21 protein-coding genes and 1 other annotated feature are annotated in these 25,558 nt (G+C 39.4%); of the genes, 3 read left to right on the top strand and 18 right to left on the bottom strand.

Going from position 1 to position 25,558, the window contains the following annotated elements; all coding sequences use genetic code 11:
• Nucleotides 1-82 precede the first annotated feature (82 nt).
• From BMZ99_RS19245 to BMZ99_RS19235, 4 genes are all read right to left on the bottom strand, one after another.
• Nucleotides 83-1,222 carry an acyl-CoA dehydrogenase gene (locus tag BMZ99_RS19245; protein WP_090941291.1) on the bottom strand — a complete coding sequence of 380 codons (1,140 nt, stop codon included), beginning with the start codon at nt 1,220-1,222 and terminating at the stop codon, nt 83-85.
• A gap of 219 nt (nt 1,223-1,441) precedes the next feature.
• Nucleotides 1,442-1,585: a hypothetical protein gene (locus BMZ99_RS27115; protein ID WP_245755056.1), complete on the bottom strand. Its 144-nt coding sequence runs from the start codon at nt 1,583-1,585 to the stop codon at nt 1,442-1,444.
• Nucleotides 1,586-1,595: 10 nt separating this feature from the next.
• Nucleotides 1,596-2,309, bottom strand: a complete 714-nt coding sequence (locus tag BMZ99_RS19240; RefSeq protein ID WP_245755055.1) for a radical SAM protein — start codon at nt 2,307-2,309, stop codon at nt 1,596-1,598.
• Between the two features lie 243 nt (nt 2,310-2,552).
• Nucleotides 2,553-3,152, bottom strand: coding sequence for a TetR/AcrR family transcriptional regulator (locus BMZ99_RS19235; protein ID WP_090941289.1), 600 nt, complete (start codon nt 3,150-3,152; stop codon nt 2,553-2,555).
• 181 nt (nt 3,153-3,333) lie between these two features.
• On the opposite strand from BMZ99_RS19235, the gene BMZ99_RS19230 reads away from it, so the two are divergent.
• On the top strand, nt 3,334-3,792 hold the full coding sequence (locus BMZ99_RS19230; protein ID WP_090941286.1) for a DUF441 domain-containing protein: 459 nt from the start codon (nt 3,334-3,336) through the stop codon (nt 3,790-3,792).
• 54 nt (nt 3,793-3,846) lie between these two features.
• On the opposite strand, the gene ilvN is transcribed toward BMZ99_RS19230, so the two are convergent.
• The 6 genes from ilvN to BMZ99_RS19200 all read right to left on the bottom strand — a co-directional run bounded on the left by ilvN (nt 3,847) and on the right by BMZ99_RS19200 (nt 12,778).
• Nucleotides 3,847-4,344, bottom strand: a complete 498-nt coding sequence (gene ilvN, locus BMZ99_RS19225) for an acetolactate synthase small subunit (RefSeq protein ID WP_090941283.1) — start codon at nt 4,342-4,344, stop codon at nt 3,847-3,849.
• Nucleotides 4,341-6,041 (bottom strand): biosynthetic-type acetolactate synthase large subunit, encoded by a 1,701-nt coding sequence (gene ilvB / locus BMZ99_RS19220; RefSeq protein ID WP_090941280.1) that lies wholly within the window; start codon nt 6,039-6,041, stop codon nt 4,341-4,343. The genes ilvN and ilvB overlap by 4 nt, the downstream gene beginning before the upstream one ends.
• Before the next feature lie 43 nt (nt 6,042-6,084).
• Nucleotides 6,085-6,351: a binding site (T-box leader), on the bottom strand.
• A gap of 124 nt (nt 6,352-6,475) precedes the next feature.
• On the bottom strand, nt 6,476-8,179 hold the full coding sequence (locus tag BMZ99_RS19215; RefSeq protein ID WP_090941277.1) for a DUF885 family protein: 1,704 nt from the start codon (nt 8,177-8,179) through the stop codon (nt 6,476-6,478).
• Nucleotides 8,180-8,444: 265 nt separating this feature from the next.
• Nucleotides 8,445-10,037 (bottom strand): ABC-F family ATP-binding cassette domain-containing protein, encoded by a 1,593-nt coding sequence (locus BMZ99_RS19210; protein WP_090941274.1) that lies wholly within the window; start codon nt 10,035-10,037, stop codon nt 8,445-8,447.
• Nucleotides 10,038-10,126: 89 nt separating this feature from the next.
• Complete coding sequence (locus BMZ99_RS19205) at nt 10,127-10,333, bottom strand: hypothetical protein (protein WP_090941271.1); 207 nt, start codon at nt 10,331-10,333, stop codon at nt 10,127-10,129.
• Nucleotides 10,334-10,687: 354 nt separating this feature from the next.
• Entirely contained in the window at nt 10,688-12,778 is a 2,091-nt protein-coding gene (locus BMZ99_RS19200; protein WP_090941268.1) for a sigma-54-dependent Fis family transcriptional regulator, read from the bottom strand.
• A gap of 463 nt (nt 12,779-13,241) precedes the next feature.
• Here BMZ99_RS19200 and BMZ99_RS19195 point away from each other — a divergent pair, with 463 nt between their 5' ends.
• Together BMZ99_RS19195 and BMZ99_RS19190 are read left to right on the top strand one after the other, a co-directional pair.
• Nucleotides 13,242-14,639, top strand: coding sequence for a GntP family permease (locus tag BMZ99_RS19195; RefSeq protein ID WP_090941265.1), 1,398 nt, complete (start codon nt 13,242-13,244; stop codon nt 14,637-14,639).
• 117 nt (nt 14,640-14,756) lie between these two features.
• Nucleotides 14,757-15,173, top strand: coding sequence for a MaoC family dehydratase (locus tag BMZ99_RS19190; RefSeq protein WP_007941272.1), 417 nt, complete (start codon nt 14,757-14,759; stop codon nt 15,171-15,173).
• Nucleotides 15,174-15,247: 74 nt separating this feature from the next.
• On the opposite strand, the gene BMZ99_RS19185 is transcribed toward BMZ99_RS19190, so the two are convergent.
• From BMZ99_RS19185 to BMZ99_RS19150, 8 genes are all read right to left on the bottom strand, one after another.
• Nucleotides 15,248-16,975 carry a methyl-accepting chemotaxis protein gene (locus BMZ99_RS19185; protein WP_090941262.1) on the bottom strand — a complete coding sequence of 576 codons (1,728 nt, stop codon included), beginning with the start codon at nt 16,973-16,975 and terminating at the stop codon, nt 15,248-15,250.
• Between the two features lie 158 nt (nt 16,976-17,133).
• Entirely contained in the window at nt 17,134-17,919 is a 786-nt protein-coding gene (locus BMZ99_RS19180; RefSeq protein ID WP_090941260.1) for a short-chain-enoyl-CoA hydratase, read from the bottom strand.
• 145 nt (nt 17,920-18,064) lie between these two features.
• Entirely contained in the window at nt 18,065-18,925 is an 861-nt protein-coding gene (locus tag BMZ99_RS19175) for a 3-hydroxybutyryl-CoA dehydrogenase (protein WP_090941256.1), read from the bottom strand.
• A 204-nt stretch (nt 18,926-19,129) separates the two neighbouring features.
• On the bottom strand, nt 19,130-20,329 hold the full coding sequence (locus tag BMZ99_RS19170; RefSeq protein ID WP_090941253.1) for an electron transfer flavoprotein subunit alpha: 1,200 nt from the start codon (nt 20,327-20,329) through the stop codon (nt 19,130-19,132).
• Nucleotides 20,330-20,347: 18 nt separating this feature from the next.
• Nucleotides 20,348-21,136, bottom strand: a complete 789-nt coding sequence (locus BMZ99_RS19165) for an electron transfer flavoprotein subunit beta/FixA family protein (protein WP_090941251.1) — start codon at nt 21,134-21,136, stop codon at nt 20,348-20,350.
• 80 nt (nt 21,137-21,216) lie between these two features.
• On the bottom strand, nt 21,217-22,356 hold the full coding sequence (locus BMZ99_RS19160; RefSeq protein ID WP_090941248.1) for an acyl-CoA dehydrogenase: 1,140 nt from the start codon (nt 22,354-22,356) through the stop codon (nt 21,217-21,219).
• 102 nt (nt 22,357-22,458) lie between these two features.
• Nucleotides 22,459-23,640 carry an acetyl-CoA C-acetyltransferase gene (locus tag BMZ99_RS19155; protein WP_090941245.1) on the bottom strand — a complete coding sequence of 394 codons (1,182 nt, stop codon included), beginning with the start codon at nt 23,638-23,640 and terminating at the stop codon, nt 22,459-22,461.
• A gap of 25 nt (nt 23,641-23,665) precedes the next feature.
• Complete coding sequence (locus tag BMZ99_RS19150) at nt 23,666-25,213, bottom strand: acyl CoA:acetate/3-ketoacid CoA transferase (RefSeq protein ID WP_090941243.1); 1,548 nt, start codon at nt 25,211-25,213, stop codon at nt 23,666-23,668.
• Nucleotides 25,214-25,558: the final 345 nt, after the last annotated feature.

Here is a 25,558-nt window from a genome sequence, read left to right as displayed (position 1 = left end):
TATATAACCTTATACAATGCCCCATCGTCAAAAAAGTATCGTTTATTTCGATAGGGCATTGTACCTAACAGACCTGTAATTCTTATCGCAAAACAGCACCTGAAATAACCATTCGCTGAACTTCATTTGTACCTTCATAGATTTGTGTGATTTTGGCATCACGCATCATCCGCTCTACTGGGTACTCACGAGTATAGCCATAACCGCCAAATATTTGTACAGCATCTGTTGTAACGGACATCGCAGCATCCGAGGCAACTAATTTTGCCATAGCTGCTTCTTTGGAGTAAGGAAGATGATGGGATTTATGATAGGCAGCACGATACACGAGCAGCCTTGCTCCTTCCACTTTAGCTGCCATGTCAGCAATCTTAAATGCAATTGCCTGATTGCTGGAGATCGGTTTGCCAAATTGTACCCGCTCTTTCGAATACTTAATCGCTTGTTCCAAAGCTCCTTGGGCAATACCAAGAGATTGAGCAGCAACACCAATGCGTCCGCCATCTAAGGCAGTCATTGCAATTTTAAAACCCTGTCCTTCTTTCCCCAGCAAATTAGCAGCAGGAATACGGCAGTCTTTCATAAATACTTCACGTTGTACAGAGGATCGAATACCCATTTTTACTTCTTTTTTACCAAAGCTAAGACCAGGAGTACCTTTTTCAACAATAAAAGCACTCATTCCTTTTAAACCAGCCGCTTTATCAGTAGAGGCAAATATCACTTCGATTTCTGCTTCTCCGCCATTTGTATTAAAAATTTTAGCACCATTAAAAATATAATGATCTCCATCTTTAACTGCTGTAGTAATAGCAGCACTTGCATCTGTACCAGCATTAGGTTCAGTCAAACCGAAAGCTCCTAACTTTGTACCTTCTGCTAATGGTCTAAGAAATTTTTGTTTTTGTTCTTCTGTTCCATAATGAAAAATGGGCCAGGAACACAATGATACATGTACAGAAAGTCCAATACCTGTTGATGCACATACACGGGATATTTCTTCAACTGCCATAGCATATGATAAAAAGTCGCTTCCTGCACCACCGTATTCTTCTGGATAAGGCAGTCCTAAGATTCCCAGTTCCCCCATCTGATTAAAGATTTCACGTGGAAAATATTCTTTTTCATCCCGCTCTGCCGCCGTCGGTGCCACCGATTTTTCAGCAAAATCTCTTATCATGTTCCGAATGTCTTCCTGCTCTTTGGTTAATTCAAAATTCATAGTTTCTTCCTCCCACATTTTTACTGTTCTCATGAAAAATCTATGTGATACGCATTTTGCGTAAGCCACCAATCATTAAAAATTGATTAATACCAGATTCTCAGTTTACAAATATTTAGTTTGCATCCATATATCTTGCGTACAAACTAAATATTTGTTGTAAATCATCATAATTATTAGACTAGCGTGAATATTTACGACATGATTTATGTGTGCATACTACAAATTCCCTATATCTGGCGGACGAAATTGTTCTTTGGGCAATGTCATCAAATAATCAATGTTTTGCAGCATCCCGTCTTTTGCTGCAGGCAGTTTCCCATTAACATAGGCATAATTGGAATGATGATCACTATACAACATACTGCTTACTTCAAGATTTCAGCAATCTGGTTTCTTGTAAAGCGTCATGAGCATTCAGCAGTCGAAATGTACCTTGAAGATATTCCTCATACAGCTGCGTTCCAGACATAGGAATGAATGTACGAAGACGGATAAAATCCGGATTAATTTGATTGAGTGCTTTAGCACTATTTCGTGCATGATCCCTAGAACGCTCTCTTCCCCCAATTCCCAGCATGACATATTCACTAAGCTCAATGCCTGCTTTTTTTACCTTACGGCCTGCCAGAATTGTCTCTTTAGCACTTGCACCTTTGCAGATTTGCTTTAATACAATATCATCGCCTGATTCCATGCCTGAATGAATTCGAGTAAGGCCACTGTTCTGCAATAAAAGCAATTCTTCATCTGATTTTCGCAAGATATATTTCGAAGATCCATACATGGTAATTCGCTGTAAACCTGGGAAAGTCTCTTTCGCGTAATGAATGATTTCTACCAAATCAGAGGTTTTCATCAGAATGGTATTGCCATCAGGAAAAAAAAGAGTCTCCACTGTATTAGAATAGACTTTTTTTGCTTGGTTCAAATCTTCTTTAATCTCAGCAATCGACCGAATGCGAAATTCTTTCTCTTTATACATTCCGCAGAATGTGCATTGGTTATGCGGACAGCCAATCGTTGCCTGAATCAGTAAGCTGCCTGCTTCACTAGGCGGGCGGTAGACAACGCCTTCATAACGCATACTTCGACTCCTTTCACTTCAGCTTTGCCAGGTATTAAAATACAGTTGACGTTTTATTAAAAAAGCCTATTTGCAGCAATGTCATCAAAAAACAGCAACTACATCCTTAATCCAGAGTAATGCCCCTATTCGATCATTACTCTACAAAATATTGTTTCACTTAAAATAGACTGGTCGTCTATAAATAGATTCAACACTACTATCCTCTATAAATCAAAATCAATTATCATGTGATGAATCCGCCTAACTCACCACATGATTCAGTCTTGGTATGATTCGGTTAAAAGAATATTCAATAAATTTGTCAATTGGTCCAAGATCGCGATTCACCTGCATACGGATGAGTGCACCTTCCCAAGAAGTATAAAGAAATTCTGCCATGAACTCTGCATCATATTCTAATGAAATTTCCCCTATTTTTTGCCCTTCTTTTATACAAGCTACAAATAGCGCTGTCCATTTATCAAATTCTCGTTTTAATGCATCCCCCATAACAGCACTGGGGTTTTCCACTTCAATTGCCAGTTTAGCCACCAGACATCCTCTACCGCATCCATGTATCGCATAATAATCACGAATACCTAAAAAATAGTTTTTTATTCTTTCTCTAGGGGAACCTTCTTCATTTGCTAATTTCTCTGCAATGGAATTAGCTAATTGTTGTCCATAATACTCAATAATAGCTATCCCAAAGGCTTCTTTCGACTCGAAATAATGATAAAAAGATCCTTTTGGAACATCTACTGTTGTTAGTATTTCTTGTATTCCTACAGCATGATAGCTTTTCGCCACCATTGCTTTAGCGCCTGCTTTAATTAATTTTTCTTTTGTCGTGTTTTTCATAATTAAATAATAGACCAGTCGTCTTGAAAAGTCAAATAAATTTTAGAATAACATTAGACTTTTTGATCTGAGCTTAGTATGATATATAAGTAAGTTTTGCCATACTAAGAAAGCTGCCTTCTCTTTACATTACGAACAGAGTGAAGCAACCTTTGCAACAACTACATAAGGATGTGACAAAATGAATTTAGAAAACCTGCCTATTTTGATAATTTTGTGTTTATCAGTTATTGGTAATAACCATTCTGTATCAATTGCTGCTCTCATATTGCTTCTGATAAAACTTTTAGGATTGCATACTTGGTTTCCTCATATTGAAGCTCATGGCATTACAATAGGCATTACCATTTTAACTCTAGCCGTATTAACACCAATTGCTCAAGGACGCATATCCTTAATTGGGATCTTGGAAGCATTTAAGAACCCCATTGGCTTAGTAGCAATTATTGTTGGCATTCTCGTTGCCTGGATCGCTGCCCAAGGTGTATTTTTTATGAAAGAGTCGCCAGAAGCAGTCACGGCTTTGGTTGTCGGTACGATTGTGGGAGTGTGTTTCTTCAAAGGTCTGGCAGTAGGACCTCTAATTGCAGGTGGAATGGTATCTTTAATCATCAGTGCAATTGGAATGTTTAAAAATTAAGAAGCCTAGTACCGCAGCAGCGGTATTAGGCTTTTTCAGCTATTTCTGCATATCCTACATATCCTTTGCTGCAACCGGTCCTCTGGAAACTGCAATTCTTCCTGTGCGAACAATTTCAATAATACCAAAGTCAGTTAAGACCTCACACAAAGCATCAATTTTCGATTCTTCACCAGATAATTCTACAACTAAGGTTTCTCTATTCACATCTACAATTTTAGCACGAAAAATTTCTACAACATCAACAAGCTCTGATCGATTAGCTTTATTGGCACGAACTTTGATGAGAGCTAATTCACGCTGAATCGAGTCCACATATGTGAGATTTGCAATCTTAATTACATTAACGAGTTTCGATAACTGGTTGACTACCTGCTCTAATTCAAATTCATCCTCCACCTCAACACCAATGGTAATTCGCGTTGTATCAACTTCTTCAGTAGGTCCTGCTGCTATACTTTCAATATTAAAGGCACGGCGGCTGATAAGCCCAGATATATGGGTTAATACCCCTGGCCGATTCTCTACTAAAACCGCTAATGTATATTTCATCCAATTATCCCCCTCAAGACCATTTGATCCAGCCGCCCGCCAGGTGCAACCATAGGTAATACATCTTCTGTTTCCGGCAGAAGAACATCAATCAGCACTGGACCTTTCATCTTCAAAGCTTTTTCAAGTACAGTATCCAGCTCTTCTGATTTTGTGACTCTAAGTCCAGCAACCCCCATAGCTTCAGCAAGCTTTACAAAATCAGTACACCCCTTTGTACTGGAATGGGAGTAGCGTTTCCCATAAAACATCCGCTGCCATTGATTCACCATGCCAAGCACCTGATTATTCATAACGATAATTTTTACGGGCAAACCATTATCAGCAAGCGTTGCAAGTTCTTGACAATTCATCATAATGCTGCCATCACCAGTAAATAATATGACATTTTTCTCTGGTAAGGTTATCTGCGCCCCAATTGCAGCTGGCAATCCATATCCCATGGTTCCCAAGCCACCAGAAGTCAAGAAGGAACGCTGTGCATTAAAATTATAAGATTGTGCAGTCCACATCTGATGCTGTCCAACATCTGTTACAATGATAGATTCACCTTGAGTAAGCTCACTAACCTTCTCAATCACGGCTTGCGGCCGAATTCCTCCTGCTGGCAAACTGGATGCTAAAGGCTTTTCCCGCTTCCATTCCTGTACTAACCCCACCCAATCTGCTCTTGCCCACTGTTCTTTCCCCATATTACGCTCCGCTATTTTCTCACACAAAAGCGGCAAAGACCAGCGTAAATCTCCTATTACTTTAAAATCAGCACGGACATTCTTATTTACCTCAGCTGGATCAATATCAAAATGTATAATCATTGCTTCAGGAGCAAAATTTTGAACTAAACTGGTGACCCGATCATCAAAGCGAACTCCAATTCCCATTAGAAGATCACAGTCGATTGTCGCCATATTGGCAGCATAGGTTCCATGCATTCCCACCATTCCTAAGTGCTCAGATGCATCACTGGGAATACAGCCTAATCCCATTAAGCTTGATATGACTGGAATGCCAGTTACATCAACCAATCTGCGCACCTCTTCTGCTGTTCCTGAAAGATTAACACCGCCGCCTACAAAAATTACAGGTTTTTCTGCTTTCTCTAAGGCTTCAATCACTAAATCAATCTGGTTTGAGTCACCAGCAAATAACGATCGATATCCCCTGAGACAAACAGTCTCAGGATATACAAAATCCAAAGTATCATTGAAAACGTCCTTAGAGATATCAATTAATACGGGTCCTGGCCGTCCTGTTCGTGCAATATAAAATGCTTCTTTCATTACACACGGCAAATCCTGAATCTTTTTTACTAAATAATTATGTTTGGTAATAGGAGTCGTAATACCACAAATATCCGCTTCCTGAAAAGAATCTTTACCAATCAAAGACACTCCTACCTGGCCAGTAATCGCCACTAAAGGAATGGAATCCATATACGCTGTTGCAATACCAGTAACCAGATTCGTTCCTCCAGGACCAGAGGTGGCAAAACAGACGCCTGTTTTCCCCGTTGCCCGAGCATATCCATCAGCAGCATGCACTGCTCCTTGTTCGTGGCGGGTTAAAATATGGGGGAAATCAGTTTTGAATAAAGCGTCATAAAGAGTCAAAACGGCTCCTCCAGGATAACCAAATACAATATCCACCTCTTCCGCCTTCAAACATTCAATTACAACTTCCGCTCCCAGCATTTTCAAAATAAGTTCCCCCTTATTTAAAATAAAAGACCTCCGCCCCTTATAAAGGGACGGAGGTTAATCCGCGATACCACCCAAATTATTATGGTTTAAAACCATAATATCTCATAGGTACGAAGCACATACATGCTCTATACCTCGCCGCAATAACGGGCAGCAATTCCTCTAAAAGAGGCCCGGCGCAGCTTACTAATTCTTCAGCCCGCAACTCGTGGATGATTTTCATTGTATTTCATATTGCCGGCTTACACCATCTCCAGCTCGCTGTGAATATCACCAATACAATTACTCTTCCATTCATCGTCATTATAGTCTTCTTTTTGATTATAATACAAAAAATTCTTCACACTGTCAACAACATTCTTTATCAAATGGACATTTAATTACAGAAACACATAATCACTTCACAACTTTTGTTTCTACACCCATTAGCATTACAGCAATTTCTCATGTTCAAATACTTTCCGCAAAAAAGTAAGAGGCATATTTCCCGCCTTCAGATACATATTGTGAAATGCTTTATCCAATTCATATCCCTCTAGCTTGCCATGCTGTGCTTTGATCATATCTTCCTTTAATTCCCACACTAACTTATTGCCAGTAAGATAGCAAAGAGGATAAGCTCTTTCTTGAGAGTACCAGTTTAATTCCGCTTGTACTCTTCCTCCTACAAACCCCGTAACCTTTTGCAACAGTTTGCCAGCATTTATGAAGGGATCATTTGAAGTTATATCCACATCAATGCCTACCTCTAAATACTTTATATCTCCTGTCATAAAGTACAAATCAATCGCTACTCGCGCACCAATTCTAGAGATATCTCTTTTTGCGCAAAAGCGGGCTTCATCCGTTAATTCTCCCATATACCCAATGTCCAGCATATAATCTTCCAGCATCGTGGTCCAGCCTTCTGCATGTTCCAGAGCATCAAAGTGACGCCTTACTACAGATGGATGTTTGGCCGCAGTAGCAAGTTGTAAGTGATGTCCAGGAATCCCCTCATGAATCATCATCGAAGGGATCGATAGTTCCGTATGTTCATCTAGTAACTCTCGGCTCAGTGTAAGGTAAATCATACTTCTCTTTGTTCCAGGTCGAAAAGGCGGAGGAGAAACCATAGCACCGGCCGGAATAGAAGGAGCCATAAAAGCAGGTGTCTGCATAATCATCATATCCTGTCCTTCGCCGATAGGAAATAGTTCTTTTTCCTGAAGATATTTGATAAGCTTATCCTTTTCCTCTTCATACCGCAATATAATATCAGATAAAGAATCGTTATGCGTAAGCTTTACTTGATATCGTTGATTTAAGAAATCATGCAATTCTTCTAAGGTCGTAGTCTTCGGTAAATTATATTTATCAATTAACTTCCCACGCAAAAGTCCCAGCTCTTTTGCAGTGTCCTGCAAAAACTGAGCTGCCATCTTATGTAACTCTTCTAATGATTTATCAATCCCTCGTAACCTAATACACGTTTTAGCCTGCTCAGTACCAATAAAAAAATTGGTAGTTGTAGGCATTGCTTTGAGTTTATTTATATATTTCTCTAAAGCCTCATTAGCTTGCTGTTTTGCAGCTCCTAACCTTTCTAACTGGTTATATTGTTCATTCTTAGCCCAATTATAAACCGTCTCAAAGAATTCCGGCAGCCCGTTAACTTTTTCAATATCCATACTAACCCAACGTTCTACAGGCTCATCTAGCACCAAAAGCAACTGCTCCAGATATTGAGGTACTTTTTCCAGTCGTGCTGTAATATGATCTAATCTTTCGTGAGAAGGTCTGGGATCGTTGACAAACAGCAAAAATAATCCATCACTAATATCTGGACCAGCAGTAGGTTTTTGCTGCAGCTCCGTTTTACCATTAAAGTGGTAGGTAAGCTTAAAGATGGCAAATTCAACAGCTAATGCCGCTAGATCCAAGTCTAGCATTTGCTCAAACTCCAATACTCCTTTCGGAAAACTTACGATATCAGCTAATAAATTCTTTCCTTCAGCAACGCGGAGTGCAGCATTTTCCAAACTAGGATTAGGAAGATCATCCAAATGCTTATTCACTCCCAAACTCACACAAGAGTTCCCATCCTGAGTAAAGAAATCATGAAATTTTTCGATTAAAACATCATATTCTCTCATCCTAATTTCCTCCAGCTGTTAAAGCTATACTGATTTAGAAATTCTTACTATCTATATAGAATATATTTTATGTTAAAACCAATTACAATATCCATTGTATCAGAAAAATGCTACGTGTCGAAAAAATATAAACCATTTGAAAGGCAAAGGCACAAAGATTAGTTTTGCCGTTGCTTACTCTGTTCACAATGACAGATCGATCGATTTATAATTTTTTGATAAAAAACACGCACCTCACAAGTGAAGTGCGTGCTGTATATAACTTTTATTTTCTAGTTGCGACAGTTTCCAGATATTCATCATAAGTCATACGTTTGTCAATAATACCATCTTCCGTAATTTCTATAATACGGTTGGCAATGGTTTGCACGAACTCATGGTCATGAGCAACAAATAACATGGTTCCCTCAAAACTGATTAAACCATTGTTCAACGAAGTAATAGACTCCAAATCCAAGTGATTTGTCGGTTCATCAAAAATCAATACATTGGCACCACTCAGCATCATTTTAGAGAGCATGCACCGTACTTTCTCACCGCCGGATAATACATTGGCAGCTTTTTGACTTTCCTCACCAGAAAACAGCATACGACCTAAGAATCCTCGAACGAAAGTTTCGTCTGGGTCTCGAGAAAATTGTCTAAGCCAATCTACCAGATTTAATGTACTGTCAAAATACTCCGCATTATCTCTTGGGAAATAAGCCTGAGAAGTAGTGACACCCCATTTAAATTCGCCACTGTCCGCTTCCATTTCACCCATTAAGATCTTAAACAGTGTAGTCTTCGCCAAGCTATTAGCACCAACGAAAGCAATTTTATCTGCCTTTGTAACAACGAAGCTAACATTATTCAGCACTTTTTCTCCATCAATCGTTTTGCAAAGATTCTCAACGGTTAATAATTGATCTCCTGCTTCACGATCCGGTTTAAAAGCGATATATGGATATTTACGTGATGAGGGCTTGATATCTTCTAATGTCAACTTATCCAATTGTTTTCTACGTGACGTTGCTTGTTTTGATTTGGAAGCATTCGCACTAAAACGCTGGATAAAGCTTTGTAAGTCTTTCATTTTTTCTTCCGTCTTCTTATTGGCTTCTTTAGCCATTTTCAATGCTAATTCACTTGACTGCTGCCAAAAATCATAATTACCTACATACAGCTGAATTTGGCTAAAATCAATATCAGCAATATGAGTACAAACTTTATTTAAGAAATGACGATCATGGGATACCACAATAACCGTATTATCAAAGTTATATAAAAACTCTTCCAGCCAGCGAATCGATTCTACATCCAAATGATTTGTTGGTTCATCCAGCAGCAAAATGTCCGGAGACCCAAATAAAGCTTGAGCTAACAAAACCCGAACCTTTTCGTTACCGCTTAGATCTTTCATTAATTTCGTATGTAGCTCTTCACTAATTCCTAAACCAGTCAACATGCGGGCTGCTTCCGTTTCTGCATCCCAGCCGTTGAGTTCAGCAAATTCACCTTCTAATTCGCCAACCTTTATACCATCTTCGTCTGTAAAATCGGCTTTTGCATATAATACTTCTTTTGCTTCCATAATTTCAAAAAGTCTGGCATGTCCCATAATAACGGTTTTCAATACATCAATTTCATCAAATTCATAATGATTCTGTTTCAAAACCGCTAGGCGCTCACCAGCTGAAATAATAACCTCACCAGAATTTGGCTCAATTTCACCTGATAAGATTTTTAAGAAAGTCGATTTCCCTGTACCATTGGCACCAATTAATCCATAACAATTGCCTGGCGTGAATTTTATATTGACATCCTCAAACAATGCCCTTTTTCCATAGCGTAACGTCAAACCACTTGTACTAATCATATTTTTACCAGCCTTCCTTTTTTAAATGGTACTAAAATCTACTTATTTAAATTGACAGAAATAAAGAGCCTAACAGGCTCTTTATTTACTTATTTACTATATGCAAGAGAAAAATTATTTGCTAATTTTTCATAATCTTCCAAGATATTAACAACTTTAATTTTGTCAGCAGTAGTTGCTGACTCTAAATCGCTATTGCCAATTGCAAAGTGTATAATACTTTTTACTTGAAATGGATAATATCCTAATTGTAGCAACTTTTTATAAAGCTGCTGAATACGCTGTTCTATTCTCATTTGAATCCTCCCTAATAACCTATAAACTATAGCGGTAACCATATACAACACACCTTGTAAAATAACCACTATGTACTTAATCAACATTACCACCATTTTATAGGATATGCAGAGATAGGATTTATGATTACTCTTTTTTAAGGAGAACAACTCTAATCAACCAATCATTTTTTTACAATCGACTTTTTGTATCGCTTTGTCGGAACATACTCGATTACTTGCAATTACTATATAAATATAAGCCGTCAAATATGACGGCTCTTAGCTTTCGATATTGATCTTTGTCATTATAACATTATATTTTAAATATGTCAACATCTGTATTTCTCTTAGTACTGCATTTCCTAAATTCTCTTATTTAATGTTATGCTTTTGCAGCTTTTGATAAAATCCAGACCGATGAATACCTAAAATTTTAGCTGCTTTACTCTTATTGCCACCAGCTTCTTCTAATACCTTTAAAATTGCCTGCTTTTCTGCATCATCCAGCATCCCAGCCAAATTATCTGAAACCTCAATCGGTTCAATGTCTTTATTTACCTTCTTTACTATGGGAGGTAAATGTTCAGGAGCAATTAATACTTCATGATCATCCATCAAATTTAACGCTCTTTCAAGCACATTTTCCAACTCACGAACATTACCTGGCCATTTATAAGCCATTAATAGTTTTAAGGTTGCTGCTGCGACCCCTTCAACATCATGCTGCACACGCTTGTTAATCTTTTTTAACAGCATGTCACATAGCGCGGGTATATCTTCTGTACGTTCCCGCAAGGGAGGAATGGCTAAAGAGATAATGTCCAGACGATAATATAAATCTTGACGAAATTCCCCTTTTTCAATCATTTTTGTCAAATCTCGATTGGTAGCAGCAATCACCCGCAGATCAAGCTTTATTGTTCTGGTTCCCCCAACTCTTTCAAACTCTCGCTCCTGCAGCACTCTGAGCAGTTTAACCTGCATGGAAATTGGCATATCACCAATTTCATCCAAGAAGATTGTCCCCCGATTTGCAAGTTCAAATTTTCCTGGCTTCCCGCCTTTTTTAGCCCCTGTAAAGGCCCCCTCATCATATCCAAATAGTTCTGTTTCCAACAGATTCTCTGGCAGAGCTGCACAATTTACTTTAATAAAAGGACCATTGTTACGGATACCGCCATTATGAATCGATTGGGCAAATACTTCTTTCCCAGTACCACTTTCACCTAATATTAGTACCGTGGAATTTCCTTTAGCGGCCTTTAGTGCAATGGATTTTATCCATTGCATTTTCTCACTCGTTCCAATAATGCTGTCAAAAGTATATTTACCGCCATAGGCTTTGCGCAGTTCTTCCTTATAATACTCTAACTCGAATTCTAGTTTATTGAGCTTGTTTGATAGTATTTTCAAATCTTTTACATCTTTAAATACAACTTTTCCTACTGCCCCAACTGTTTCACCATCTTTCACAATGGGAATACGGGTTACTACACAATTATGGTCATTGATTCTTTGGATTTCTGTAATTTCTGCCTTACCATCCTGAGCGACCACATGCATGCGTGTATTTGGGATTACATCAACCACATGCTGTCCAATGACTCTTTCCCGTTCGGCTCCAAGAAAATCACAATAGGACTGATTAATCATTGTAATTTTACCACTCCGATCTACAATTACAATGCCTTCAAAAAAGCTTTCAATTGCAGATTCCAACGTACTTTTTAAATTCTTTACATTTTCTAACTCAACAGCAACGGTTTGCAATTCTGTGATGTTTTGAAAGACAGCGACTGCTCCAATCACCTTATTGCCATTTAAAATTGGCGATCGAGTCGTAATAATCTTGCAATTACCAATCGTTTGCTGCTGATTTACTTCAGTTTCACCTGTCTCCAATACCCGCATAAGTCTCGAATTCGGTAATACATGATCTACATGGTGTCCAATTACAGCATCAGCCGTTAATCCAGTAATAAATTCTGCAGCCGCATTAAATAATGTTACAATTCCTTCTGCATTTACTGCTGTAACACCATTATACAGCGACTGGATAATGGCTTGGGTATCCTCTACTAATAGCAAGGATCTGTCTGATAAATAAGTAACTACATCTGTTTGGTGTAATATACCGATTGGACGATTTTCTCCATCTACTACAGGAAAAAAAGGGCATTCATTCAAGGTAAATTCTTCTTTTAATTCACTAACACTCTTCGTATATAACAAAGGAACGATACGATTCGTCATAATATCTTTAACACAAAGACCGTCTATTCCACTAATCGCTACCGCCTTAATAAATCCTCTTTGGCTAATGAATCCGATTAATTTACCATCATCATCAACTACTAGTGCTTTGTCTGCACCAGCATTATTAAGAATGACTGCCGCTTCCTTCAACATCATAGTAGGTAACACTGTTACTACGTTCATGTTCATTAAATCCCGTATACGCATTTCCCACCTCCAAATGTCTTCTATATAATAAGCCATTAGACATTTCTTCTATTATTCCTGCTAATTGTTGTACTCATTCTTAGACATCCATACAATAGCTAATTTTCAATCTTTCAATTATAATTAAAAACACTGCACAAAAGACCCCGCCATATCAGAAACACGCCTTTATATTCTACAAAACTTCATTTTTGTGAGACCTTTTCTATCTTTCTAGTATAAAATGAGAGCCCCTGGAAAAGCTATTATTAATTATGTTCTAAATACATGTCTCTTTTCTTGTACATACTGTCTAAATATCTGTACAGATATTTATCTAAAAAACAGTAAACTACTAATATTCACCCTAATTTGAATTGGCATAAAATTTGCATATATTTAGAGATATCATGAAAGGAGGCTTATCAAGACAATAGCTTGCTTTTAGGTTCATATTTAAACTAAAATAGAGGAGGTCATCATTTTGGAAGTAGTAGGTATTATCTTAAGTTTATTTCTTTTAATGTTTTTTGCGTATAGAGGTTTTTCTGTTATCTTATTTGCCCCTGTTTTTGCTTTGTTAGCAGCCTCTCTGTCTGGATTGCCATTAATGCCAGCTTATACCGAACTATTTATGGCGAAAGCAGTCACGTATATTAAATCCTTTTTCCCCGTATTCTTACTAGGTGCTGTCTTTGGTAAAATTATGGAAGACACTGGCCTTGCAAAAGGTATAGCTCATACCATTATGAAATCCTTAGGAAAAGAGCGCGCTATTTTAGCAGTTGTTTTAGCTGGCGCAGCACTTACCTATGGCGGAGTAAGCTTATTCGTAGTTGTATTCGCAGTATACCCTTTTGCGTCTGCATTATTTAAAGAAGCAGATATTCCTAAAAGATTATTACCAGCTGCTATTGCCTTAGGAGCTTTTACAGCAACAATGGATTGCCTGCCTGGAACTCCACAAATTCAAAATTTGATCCCTACTAACTTTTTTGGTACCAACATTTATGCTGCACCGATCTTAGGTCTTATTGGCGGCATTTTGATCTTTACCTTGGGTACGATCTGGTTAGAACGCCGTCGTAAGCAAGCTGCTGATCGTGGGGAAGGCTATGGCACACATACATTAAACGAGCCTGAAGCATCGTCCTCAATCAAATTACCTTCTTTTAAAGTTGCAATTCTTCCACTGATAGCAGTATTAGTTATTAACTATGTTATGACACAAGTCTTCACATGGGATCCTAATATGCTAGAACCATTTAAAGCAATGAAACTGCCTTTAACTGCACCAGCTATTAAAAATGTTATTAGTATTTGGTCACTCATTATTGCTCTAGTATGTGGTATTTTGTTAGCAATTGCTCTTGGATTTAACAATCTAGGAAAAGGTACACTAGCTAAATCCTTAAATGCTGGTGCTATCGGCTCCTTACTAGCAATTATGAATACTGCATCTGAAGTTGGTTATGGCAACGTAATTTCTTCTCTTTCCGGTTTTAAAAATATTTCTAATGCGTTAATGAGTATTAAAGTCGGCGGTTCACCTTTAGTATCTGAAGCAGTAACGGTAAACATTCTGGCCGGTGTTACAGGTTCAGCTTCTGGCGGTATGTCCATCGCTCTGGACTTAATGGCAAAAGATTGGTTAGCTTGGGCAAACTCAATCGGCATGTCTCCTGAAATCCTGCACAGAGTAGCATCTATGGCTTCTGGCGGTATGGATACATTACCTCATAATGGCGCTGTCATTACTCTGCTTGCAGTTTGCGGAATGACTCACAAAGATTCTTACGGCGATATTTTTGTACTAACTGCTATCAAAACTTTGATGGTATTTGTAATTATTTTGATCCACACGACTACTGGAATACTGTAATAGAAAGTCTCTCGGAAAATCTCATGTATGACGGCGAAGGACAAGCATCTTTTGCCTGGTACAGCTATCTATCATTGCTTGTCGAGAGTAATCATCAATATAGGGGAGGGTCTTTTCATGATACAAGACGTAAAGTTCGCGGATATTCAGGTTGGAGACAAAGCCAGCATGTCAAAAACAGTAACGGAATATGATGTATATACATTTGCTGGATTAACTGGGGATTTTAATCCCGTACATGTAAATGCTGAGTTTGCTAAAACCAGCATGTTTAAAGAACGTATTGCTCACGGTATGCTGTCAGCAGGATTTATTTCAGCAGTACTTGGCACTACTCTACCTGGTGCAAATACTATTTACATGGGACAGGAATTGGCTTTCAAAGCTCCTGTAAAAATAGGTGATACGGTAACAGCTACCGTCGAAGTAATCGAAAAAATTGAAGCAAAAAATCGTTTGATTTTTAGAACCTTCGTTACCAATCAAGAAGGAACAATTGTGATTGATGGCAAAGCCACTGTCATGAAAAAATAAGATAACTTCCAATTCATAAAAAAGTCTCTTGGTATTCACAATGTGATGCCAAGAGACTTTTTACTATGTATTCTTTAAATTTTAAACTTATGTGCTGCGATTTGCAGTTCTTCAGCCATAGTAGTTAGACTACGGCTAGTAGCTGCGATTTCTTCCATAGATGCAGTTTGTTCTTCTGTTGCCGCTGATACAGTCTGGGTTTGTGCTGCCGTGTCTTGGGTGACTTCGTTGATTCCACGAACGATTTCAACAATTTCCTGGCTGCTGGCTAATACATCATCCCCTGATTTAGCGATTTCTGTCACTTCAGTGGTAATTACTTTCACTAACTGTATAATGTTCTGGAAAGCCAGTCCGGCATCAGCTACAACTTTACCACCAATCCGTACTTCTTCTGTGCCACTATGCATAGCTACAACAGCTTGATCCGTCTCAAGCTGAATCTCTCCAATTAATTGTGCAATTAATTTGGCAGCATCTTCTGACTGCTCCGCCAGCTTTCGCACTTCTTCTGCCACCACAGCAAATCCTCGGCCCTGCTCTCCTGCACGAGCCGCTTCGATCGCAGCATTGAGTGCTAAAAGATTAGTTTGCCCTGCAATTCCCGTAATGGTATCCACGATTTGTCCAATATGCTTAGAACGTTCGCCCAATTTTTCTACGATTTGCGCTGAGCTTCCTACTGTAGTTTCAATACTATTCATTTGGTGCTGTGCTGAGGTGATTAGTTTTTCACCCTCTACAGCGGCTGCAGTAGCTGCATCCGACGTAGAAACCGTATTTTTCGCATTGCTAGCTACCATTCTAGAGTCCGTAGATGATTTTTCCACTACAGCTAACGTAGTATGGATGGATTTTGCCTGTTTATCCGTGCCTGCAACCACATTCATAATCGAATCAGCTACCTGACCAGATGCCTGGGCTGACTGTTCTGCACTAACATATAATTCTTCAGAATAACTGGCAAGCAGTTCTGTCTTTTCTTGCACATTTACAATAAGGGCTTTCAAGTTCATCTTCATCTTAGAAAGAGAATCTGCAACATGTCCAAATTCATCACTTCTGGCAATGAGTATCGGATCATCTTTCCCCGTAAAAATTCCATCTGCCATAAGCTCAATATCATTCGTAATTTTGCTGATCGGTGAAGTAATCTGCTTCGTTAAATAAATGCTGAGTATGATCCCAAATACGAGTGCAACAAGGCTTAATACAATTGCAGTATAAATACCACTCGATACTTTTTGATTAACCTGACTAACTTCTGCAATTGCATCATTAGAGTTGGCCTCAACACTGGTATGAAGAGCTTGCTGTATTGCTTGAGCAAAAGGGGTCAATTCCCGGGTAATAATACCACTTGTTTGAGATAGGTCATTTGCCCTTACCTGATTTCCAGCAGTTTTTTCTTTGTATTGTTCCCTCAATACAGGAATTAGCCTAGTGACGACGCCACTTTTATATTTTTCTGTATCATCAATTAGTTTCTCTACATCTGCTCTTTTTCCTTGGGGCGTTAAACTGAGCAGCTGCTTTTCCAATTCAATGACTGATCCTAGCTTGTCCTCAAAGTTCTTGCTATACTTTTCGTCCCCATCTGCTATATAGCGCCTGATCTCCAATACTGCGCCTGTATATTCATTTTCAGCCTTTGCTGAAATAATGGCTCTGGCATTACTGGATTGTATATCGCCAACACCATCTTTTATTCGATCAGAAGACCATATAGAATAAATTCCCATAATAACGATTAAACCTAGAATAACTGCTAAAGACAATGAAATTTTTTGACCAATCTTCATTTCCAGCCTCCTTTTGCCTTAATTGATTTATTTTAACAGAAAACGACTATTTTCGCCTCTATCGAAAGTAATAGATCACAAACTTTTTTTTAAAAAAACCTCTTTCAGTAACTACATGTATTTTACTGCATGCATCTGAAAGAGGCTTTAATTAATGGTTATTTTCCGGAAAAATTAGCTTTTCTTTTTTCTACAAATGCAGCCATGCCTTCTTTTTGATCTTCTGTTGCAAAGCACAAGCCAAAAACTTCTGCCTCATAAGCAATTCCTGACGCAAGATCCATATTTAGCCCTTCATTCACAGCAGCTTTTGACAACTGTACAGCAACAGAAGCTTTCGCTATAATCTTTTCTGCCATAGCCTTAGCTGCATTCATCAATTCATCAGGAGCTGCCACTTTGTTAACCAGCCCAATTCGATAGGCTTCTCCTGCATCAATAATATCACCAGTATAAATCAGTTCTTTAGCACGTCCTTTACCGACCAGCCGCGGCAAACGCTGCGTACCGCCAAAACCAGGCGTAATTCCCAAAGAAACTTCTGGCTGTCCAAATTTCGCTTTCTCGGAAGCAATGCGAATATCGCATGCCATTGCCAGTTCACATCCACCGCCTAGCGCAAAGCCGTTAATGGCAGCAATTACTGGCTGAGGCAAACTTTCCAGTTTATTAAATACTTCTTGACCAATCTTGCCAAAATTACGACCTTCAATAGCAGTTAACGACTGCATTTCAGCAATATCAGCCCCTGCAACAAATGACTTTTCACCACTACCAGTTATAATCACAACTCCAATGGAAGTATCTTCTTTGACACAATCTAACAGATTGTTTAATTCTTGTAACAATTCTGTGTTAAGAGCATTCAATGCTTTCGGTCTGTGTAACGTAATCAATCCAATACTGTCTTTAACCTCAAATAAAAGATTCGCATACTGGTTCATATATAAACACTCCTATAAATTAATTGTAGTAATTTACACAAGGACTAAGGCTTATGCCAATCTATTTAGCATAAGCCTGCCTTTTTCCATAATCAAGCGATGAATTCTTACCTCTCCAGGCAACGATTCCATCTGACTATGCTTTTTATTTTAACGTATAGTCATAAAAACCCTTACCGGATTTGCGTCCTAAATAACCTGCCTGTACCATTTTTTTCAATAATGGGCATGGGCGATATTTAGGATCACCATAACCTTCATGCAATACTTCCATGATATACAATACAGTGTCATTACCAATTAAGTCAGATAGTGCCAAAGGTCCCATTGGGTGATTAAAGCCTAATTTTGCTACATTATCAATGTCTTCTGCACTGGCTACCCCTTCCATCAAGGTGAATACTGCTTCATTGATCATTGGAATCATAATACGGTTACCAATAAAGCCAGGGAAGTCTGCAACTTTTACCGGTGTTTTGCCTAATTGTTCTGCAAGAGCTTTTACGGAAGCATATGTTTCTTCACTCGTTGCTAAACCGTTAATAACTTCTACTAATTTCATTACAGGTGCTGGATTAAAGAAATGCATACCAATGACTCGATCCGGACGTTTGGTAGTCGCTGCTACTGCAGTAATCGGCAAGGAGGAAGTATTCGTTCCTAAAATCGTGTGAGCAGGGCATAATGTATCTAAGGTTTGAAAGATATCCCGTTTAATGTCCATATTTTCTACAGCAGCTTCAATAACAAGATCAACATTGCAAGAAGCATCGTTTAATTCTACCACTCCAGATATGCGTTTAAGAATTGCTTCTTTTTCTTCAGCAGTTAATTTATTTTTTTCTACTGCACGAGTTAGATTTTTTTCAATTCCTTTGATACCTTTTTGCACAAACTCATCTTTGATATCCCGTAATATTACGTCTAATCCACCTTGTGCCATGACTTGAGCAATACCGCTCCCCATCTGTCCTGCCCCAATAACTAATACGCGTTTAATTTCCATCAAAAAATCCTCCTCTAATTTTAAATAAGTATGATACAATGCTACTTTTATGATAAAAATATGCCAAAAACATAAAAGACTTGAACCGCAGAGGCGCAGAGATCACAGAGGGAGTCGCGATTAAGGATCTTCGAATCCCCTCTGCGTACTCTGCGCCTCTGCGGTTCACTCCACACTTGTTCAACTAACAAGCTTCATGATGACCTAACCAGCTGTCTTGACTTTTTTAATCTCATCAATTAAAGCCGGTATAACTTCCATTACATCGCCTACAATACCGTAGTTGGCAATTTTGAAAATGGGTGCTTCTGGATCTTTATTAATCGCAATCACAATGTCTGAAGATGACATTCCGGCTACGTGCTGTATGGCACCAGAGATGCCACAGGCAAAATAGACTTTAGGACCAACGGTTTTGCCTGTCTGCCCAACCTGATAAAGTGCCGGCTTCCAACCTGCATCAACTACTGCACGGGATGCACCAACGGCTCCCCCCAGCACCTCAGCCAGTTCCTCAATTAAGGCAAAGCTTTCCGGTTTTGATAAACCGCGACCACCCGAAACAATAATTTCTGCTTCTTCTAAATTTGCCGATGCAACACCTTCGCGAATGATTTCCAGCAATTTAGTGCGAATATCCGTCATTTTCACCTTACTGTCTACTCTTATGATTTCGCCAGTTCGTGAATAATCCGGTGCTGAACGTTTAAAAACATTAGGGCGTATGGTTCCCATCTGTGGACGATGATCGGGGCACAAAATGGTTGCCATAATATTGCCGCCAAATGCAGGACGAGTCCAGGCGACTAAGCCTGTGGCTGGATCAATGCCAAGATTGGTGCAATCCGCAGTCAATCCGGTGCCAACCCGCCCAGCTACTCTTGGTCCTAAATCTCTTCCATCATTGGTCGCCCCCATCAAAATAACCGCGGGTTTATACGTGTGAATCAAATCTGTCAACGTAATGGTGTAGGCATCAGTACTATAATGAGAAAACTCTTTGCCTTCTACCAAATAAATTGTATCAGCCCCCCGGGCAAATACTTCTTTGGTTAATTGATCCACATTGTCGCCAATGAGTATTCCTGCCAACTCCTGCCCCATAGCATCTGCCAGCTTGCGGCCTTCGTTTAGCAATTCGTACCCCACATTACGCGCCTGTCCGCCAACTTGTTCAATATAAACCCATACGCCTTTAAATTCATCCTTATTCATGGAAACATTTTTTTCTTCCACTTCACGATGAATTGCCCCTACAGGGCAAACATCAATACAAGCACCACAAGCGGTACACGCATCCGTTATCAGCGCTTTGCCATCTTCCATGACAATCGCACCAAAGGGACAGGCGCTCACACAGGCAGTACAGCCAATACATTCTTCCGGGTTAACTTTTACAGCCATTTTTCTTCACCCCCCACTTTAAATAATTTTTACATCAACTAAACGTTTGACAAGCAGCGCAGCAGCTTCTCTTGCCGTATCCGCCTGCATGATTTCACCCTGCACACGGCGTTCAGGAGTAAAAATTCGACGTACTTGTGTGGGTGAACCTTTTAGTCCAAGGGCATCCCGATCCACTTCCACATCATCTACGGTCCATATGGGTATTTCTTTTCGGTTTGCTTTCATTGTGCCTTTCACGGTAGGGTAACGCGGCTCATTAATGGATTTCACTACAGTCAGTAAAACAGGCATTTGCGCCTCAATCACTTCATAACCTTCTTCATGCTCGCGCTCTACACGAATTACCTGCTCATCTACAGCAGTAATTTTAGATACATACGTAACTTGTGCAATCCCCAAATGTTCAGCAATTTCAGGGCCAACTTGAGCAGTATCCCCATCAATTGCTTGTTTGCCGCACAGGATAATATCCACCTTCCCCATTTTTCGCAGACCAGCTGCCAATGCATGACTGGTAGCTAAGGTATCGGACCCGCCAAAAGCCCGATCACTTAGAAGTATGGCTTCATCAGCACCCATCGCCAAACACTCTTTTAATGCTTCTTTTGACTGTAAGGGACCCATAGAAAGTATGGTAACTTTACCACCATACTTTTCTCTGAGCTGCAACGCTGCTTCTACTGCATTTTTATCAAAGGGGTTCACAATACTTGGAACTCCTTGACGAATCAGCGTATTGGTTTCTGGATCAATTTTTACTTCCGTAGTATCTGGCACTTGCTTGACGCAAACTACTATGTCCATCACATAACCCCCCCATTTTTTATCACATCAACCTCTACATCGCCGGAAAAGAATTTCGAAAAATTTTTGCAGTTATAACATTATTTTAATATCGCACCGGAAATAACCATCCGCTGTACTTGATTGGTTCCTTCATAAATTTGCGTAATTTTTGCATTACGCATTAAACGCTCTACTGGATATTCCCGACTATAACCATAGCCGCCGAAAATTTGTACCGCATCTGTAGTAACTTCCATAGCAACATCCGATGCATATAATTTTGCCATAGCAGCTTCTTTGGAATAAGGCAAGCCTTGATCTTTCAAATAGGCTGCGCGATATACCAAAAGACGAGCAGCATCAATTTTAGTAGCCATATCAGCCATCATAAATGCCAATGCCTGATTGTGCGCAATTGGTTTGCCAAATTGCACTCTTTCCTTAGAATACTTAATAGCATGATCAAGGGCTCCCTGGGCTATTCCTAATGCTTGAGCAGCTACGCCGATGCGACCGCCATCTAAGGTACTCATTGCGATCTTAAATCCTTCGCCAATTTTACCTAACATATTTTCTTTTGGTAAACGAACGTTTTGGAATACTAATTCATTTGTTAAGGAAGTATGGATGCCCATTTTATGTTCTTTTTTTCCAAAGGTAAAGCCAGGCATATCCTTCTCTACGATAAATGCAGTAATCCCTCTTGTTCCTCTTGATTTATCAGTCATAGCAAAAACCACATAGGTTTCAGCCTCACCACCATTGGTGATAAATACTTTGCTGCCGTTTAAAATATAATCATCGCCATCAGCTACTGCCACGGTTTGCTGGGCTGCTGCATCCGTTCCCGCATTGGGTTCGGTCAAACCAAAAGCTCCCAGTTTTTCGCCTTCCACTAACGGCACTAAATATTTCTGTTTTTGTTCTTCCGTGCCATAGGCATAAATCGGCCAAGCACATAAGGACACAGTAGCCGATAGAGTAATGCCTATACCATCATCGACTTTTGATAATTCCTCCACTGCTAAGATGTAGCTTAAAACATCACCTTCAGCACCACCATAAGCCTCTGGAAAACAAATACTTGTTAAGCCCATTTCTCCCATTTCATTGAACAGTTCACGAGAAAATTCTTCCTTTTCATCCCGTTCTGCTACACTTGGTGCCAATCGTTTCTCTGCAAAATCACGTGCCAATTTTTGAACCATTTGCTGATCTTCTGTTAACTGAAATTGCATATTGATAAGCCTCCTCTTTTTTGTGAAAAATGTCACATATTTATTTCAATATCGTGTCAATAGCTTATCTATTGACACGATATTAGGACTACTTAAATTATATTAAACGCGTTCAACAATCGTCGCTACACCCTGTCCGCCACCGATACATAAGGTCGCCAAACCAACCTTAGCATCTCTTGCCTCCATCGCATGAAGCAGAGTTACTAAAATACGAGCTCCACTTGCGCCAATCGGATGACCAATAGCAATGGCACCACCATTTACATTTACTTTATCCGGATCAAAGCCAAGCTCCTTGCCCACTGCCAAGAATTGAGCAGCAAATGCTTCATTTGCCTCAATTAAATCAAGATCAGCAACAGACAAACCAGCCTTAGCTAAAGCTTTACGCGCTGCTGGCACTGGACCAATCCCCATAATACTAGGATCAACCCCTGCAGCAGCAAAACTGCGTACACGCGCCATCGGTTTGATTCCTAATTCTTTTGCTTTGTCAGCTGACATTAATACGAGAGCTGCTGCTCCGTCGTTAATACCAGAGGCATTACCTGCAGTAACGGTGCCATCCTTTTTAAAAGCTGTACGTAGTGCTTGTATTTTTTCAAGCATCGCATCACTCTTAGGATATTCATCCGTAGCAAAAATAGTATCTCCTTTTTTGCCTTTAATGGTGACTGGCAATATTTCTTTCGTAAATGCTCCAGTTTCAATCGCCTTTACTGCTTTTTGCTGAGAAGAAAAAGCAAGCTGATCTTGGGCTTCACGAGTAATACCAAATTTTGCTGCTACATTTTCAGCTGTAATACCCATGTGATAATCATTAAATGCACACCACAAGCCATCTTGGATCATGGTATCTTTCATTTGAGAATGTCCCATCCGTAATCCTTGACGAACTTTGCTATCAAGAACATAAGGTGCATTTGTCATGCTTTCCATTCCACCGGCAACAACAATCTCTGCATCCCCAGACATAATCGCCTGTGCTGCTAAGTTTACTGTTTTTAAGCCAGAACCGCATACTTTGTTCACAGTATATGATGGCACTTCCACAGGAATTCCAGCTTTGATCGAAGCTTGACGAGCTGGGTTTTGCCCTAAACCTGCCTGCAGAACATTGCCAAAGATAACCTCATCAACCTTCTCTTTTTCGATGCCAGCTCTTGCAATGGCTTCTTCGATTACCATACTGCCTAGTTCTACAGCAGAAAAAGATGACAACGATCCATTAAAACTACCAACAGCTGTTCTTACTGCACTTACAATCACTACTTCTCTCATTACAGACACCATCCTCATTAAAAAATTATTTTAACCCCATCAATTCATTATAAAAAATACGTGCATCCATTAGTTTTAGATTTGGCGAAATAATCGGCTTAAAATCCATTAATGCCAAAATATCTTTTTCTAAATCGACGCCAGGTGCAATTTCAGTCAACATCATACCTTCGCTTGTTAATTCAAAAACTGCCCGCTCTGTAATATACATAACGATTTGGTTTGTTTCTTGAGCATATTTCCCGCTAAAAGTAATTTGTTCAACATGATCAATGAACTTCTTGGCTCTTCCCTCATTGAGAATCGTTAATTTTCCATCGGTTACTGCTACTTTCAAGCCGCCAGCCATAAAGGTACCGCAAAAAATTACTTGTTTTGCATTTTGGGTGATATTAATAAAACCACCACAACCAGCTACACGGCCTTTAAACTTACTCACATTAATATTACCATATTTATCCGTTTCTGCCAGTCCTAAATATGCTAAATCCAAGCCGCCGCCATCATAAAAATCAAATTGGTACGGCTGATCTAAGATAGCCTCAGCATTGGTCGCTGCACCAAAACTTAATCCACCGGCAGGAACCCCGCCAATAGGACCCGCCTCAACAGTTAAGGTCATTTTATTACCGATGCCTTCTTCATTTGCTACTAAAGCGACTCCTTCCGGCACTCCAATTCCAAGGTTTACCTTTGCATCAGCAATTAATTCCATTACCGCCCGGCGAGCAATTACTTTGCGCTCATCTAAAGGCATGGGAGGTAATGCTGACAGAGGTACAGCAATCTCGCCTGAATAAGCAGGATTATACTGTTCAGCAAACGTTTGCATGTGCTGTTTCATATCTTCTGCAACTACAATATAATCCACAACAATGCCAGGAATCTTTACGCTCATAGGAGGCAAACTACCATTAGCCACCAGTCGTTCTACTTGTACAATAACAATACCGCCTGATGCTTTAGCAGCTTGAGCCAACGACAGAATTTCCAATGAAACAGCTTCATGCTCAATCGTTATATTGCCTTTTTCATCAGCACTCGTACCTCTTAGCAAGGCTACATGAATTGGAAACGGCTTATACCACAACCATTCCTCACCGCCAAGTTCGATAACTTCAACTAAATCTTCTTTGGTAACATCATTAATTTTCCCGCCTTCTACTCGCGGATCGACAAAAGTGTGCAAACCAACTTTTGTCATTACTCCAGGTTTTCTGCCTGCAATATTGCGAGCTAGATGAGCTAACGTACCTTGAGGAAAATTATAAGCTTCAATTTTATTTTCTACAGCCAGTTTACCTAACTTTGGAGCTAAATTCCAATGACCGCCAACTGCTCTTTTCACCATACCTTCATTGCCAAAATGGTTAAGACCAAGGTCTTTACCATCTCCCTGACCAGCACAGTAAAATAGAGTTAAATCACAAGGTCCAGCCTCTTCTAAAAAACGTTTCTCCATAGCAGCACTTAATGCTTCAGGATGTCCATTGCCAACAAATCCACTAACACCAACTGTATCACCGCTTTTTACAAGCTTTGCAGCATCTAATGCACTTATCACCTTGGCCATAATTATCGACTCTCCTTACCAAGCTATCTTTAGCTAATACTTATGCAATTATTATGCCAAGCTTCCAAGTAAAAAACTCAGTGACAGCAGTATTGCTCTTAAAACCTCCAACCCATGATATTTTTTTGCATTTTTCTTTTTAATTCTTAATATTTCTACTATTGTGTTAGACACTTTAGTAGGAGTAATCCGTCCACATATGTATACATAGTTGTCTAAAATTATGTACAACTTTTTTTCATATGTCTATGGGGCTGTCGCATTAAGCCAGCCTCCAAAAGCAACAAAAAACGGCAACTGACAAGAGTCAGAAGCCGTTTTTTGTTGTAAAATCAAATTTATGAC

It is taken from the genome of Pelosinus propionicus DSM 13327 (genome assembly GCF_900114615.1).
GTDB lineage: Bacteria > Bacillota > Negativicutes > DSM-13327 > DSM-13327 > Pelosinus > Pelosinus propionicus.
Note: the sequence above shows the minus strand (reverse complement) of the source record. Positions and strands in the feature narration are given on the sequence as shown.

Coding starts and splice junctions, on each gene's coding strand:
- BMZ99_RS27115 (WP_245755056.1), bottom strand. CDS start 1,585: ATGTTGTATAGTGATCATCATTCCAATTATGCCTATGTTAATGGGAAA.
- BMZ99_RS19230 (WP_090941286.1), top strand. CDS start 3,334: ATGAATTTAGAAAACCTGCCTATTTTGATAATTTTGTGTTTATCAGTT.
- BMZ99_RS19245 (WP_090941291.1), bottom strand. CDS start 1,222: ATGAATTTTGAATTAACCAAAGAGCAGGAAGACATTCGGAACATGATA.
- BMZ99_RS19215 (WP_090941277.1), bottom strand. CDS start 8,179: ATGAGAGAATATGATGTTTTAATCGAAAAATTTCATGATTTCTTTACT.
- BMZ99_RS19185 (WP_090941262.1), bottom strand. CDS start 16,975: ATGAAGATTGGTCAAAAAATTTCATTGTCTTTAGCAGTTATTCTAGGT.
- BMZ99_RS19240 (WP_245755055.1), bottom strand. CDS start 2,309: ATGCGTTATGAAGGCGTTGTCTACCGCCCGCCTAGTGAAGCAGGCAGC.
- BMZ99_RS19210 (WP_090941274.1), bottom strand. CDS start 10,037: ATGATTAGTACAAGTGGTTTGACGTTACGCTATGGAAAAAGGGCATTG.
- BMZ99_RS19235 (WP_090941289.1), bottom strand. CDS start 3,152: ATGAAAAACACGACAAAAGAAAAATTAATTAAAGCAGGCGCTAAAGCA.
- BMZ99_RS19190 (WP_007941272.1), top strand. CDS start 14,757: ATGATACAAGACGTAAAGTTCGCGGATATTCAGGTTGGAGACAAAGCC.
- BMZ99_RS19160 (WP_090941248.1), bottom strand. CDS start 22,356: ATGCAATTTCAGTTAACAGAAGATCAGCAAATGGTTCAAAAATTGGCA.
- BMZ99_RS19180 (WP_090941260.1), bottom strand. CDS start 17,919: ATGAACCAGTATGCGAATCTTTTATTTGAGGTTAAAGACAGTATTGGA.
- ilvN (WP_090941283.1), bottom strand. CDS start 4,344: ATGAAATATACATTAGCGGTTTTAGTAGAGAATCGGCCAGGGGTATTA.
- BMZ99_RS19165 (WP_090941251.1), bottom strand. CDS start 21,136: ATGGACATAGTAGTTTGCGTCAAGCAAGTGCCAGATACTACGGAAGTA.
- BMZ99_RS19150 (WP_090941243.1), bottom strand. CDS start 25,213: ATGGCCAAGGTGATAAGTGCATTAGATGCTGCAAAGCTTGTAAAAAGC.
- BMZ99_RS19155 (WP_090941245.1), bottom strand. CDS start 23,640: ATGAGAGAAGTAGTGATTGTAAGTGCAGTAAGAACAGCTGTTGGTAGT.
- BMZ99_RS19205 (WP_090941271.1), bottom strand. CDS start 10,333: ATGAGAATAGAACAGCGTATTCAGCAGCTTTATAAAAAGTTGCTACAA.
- BMZ99_RS19200 (WP_090941268.1), bottom strand. CDS start 12,778: ATGCGTATACGGGATTTAATGAACATGAACGTAGTAACAGTGTTACCT.
- BMZ99_RS19170 (WP_090941253.1), bottom strand. CDS start 20,329: ATGGCTGTAAAAGTTAACCCGGAAGAATGTATTGGCTGTACTGCCTGT.
- BMZ99_RS19175 (WP_090941256.1), bottom strand. CDS start 18,925: ATGGAAATTAAACGCGTATTAGTTATTGGGGCAGGACAGATGGGGAGC.